Annotated in this window: 1 pseudogene; it reads left to right on the plus strand. The window is 75.7% G+C overall.

Annotation, left to right across the window (positions count from 1 at the left end):
• Nucleotides 1–54 precede the first annotated feature (54 nt).
• Nucleotides 55–251 (plus strand): annotated as a pseudogene (locus NBZ85_RS32100) (hypothetical protein); the annotation flags it as partial.

Raw genomic sequence — 251 nt, forward strand, 5'->3', positions numbered from 1 at the left:
CCGGGGCCGTCGGTGGCGCATCCGATCACTCTCAGCTTGCGCACAGGTTGCACGGTGAGTATCTGGCGTATGACGCAGCCCGAGGACCCCTCCAGCGCGACGGTCCTGCCCAGCGCCGCGGTCAGCGCGGGCGATCCGCCGCCGGTGAGCCGGTGGCGGCGGGCGGTGCGCGGCCGGCCGGCGGATCCGGTGTGGGCCCGGCCGGCGCTCGTCGGGCTGCTCGCCGCTACGGCGGTGCTCTACGTCTGGGA

Source organism: Frankia tisae (genome assembly GCF_025403405.1).
Lineage (GTDB): Bacteria > Actinomycetota > Actinomycetes > Frankiales > Frankiaceae > Frankia > Frankia tisai.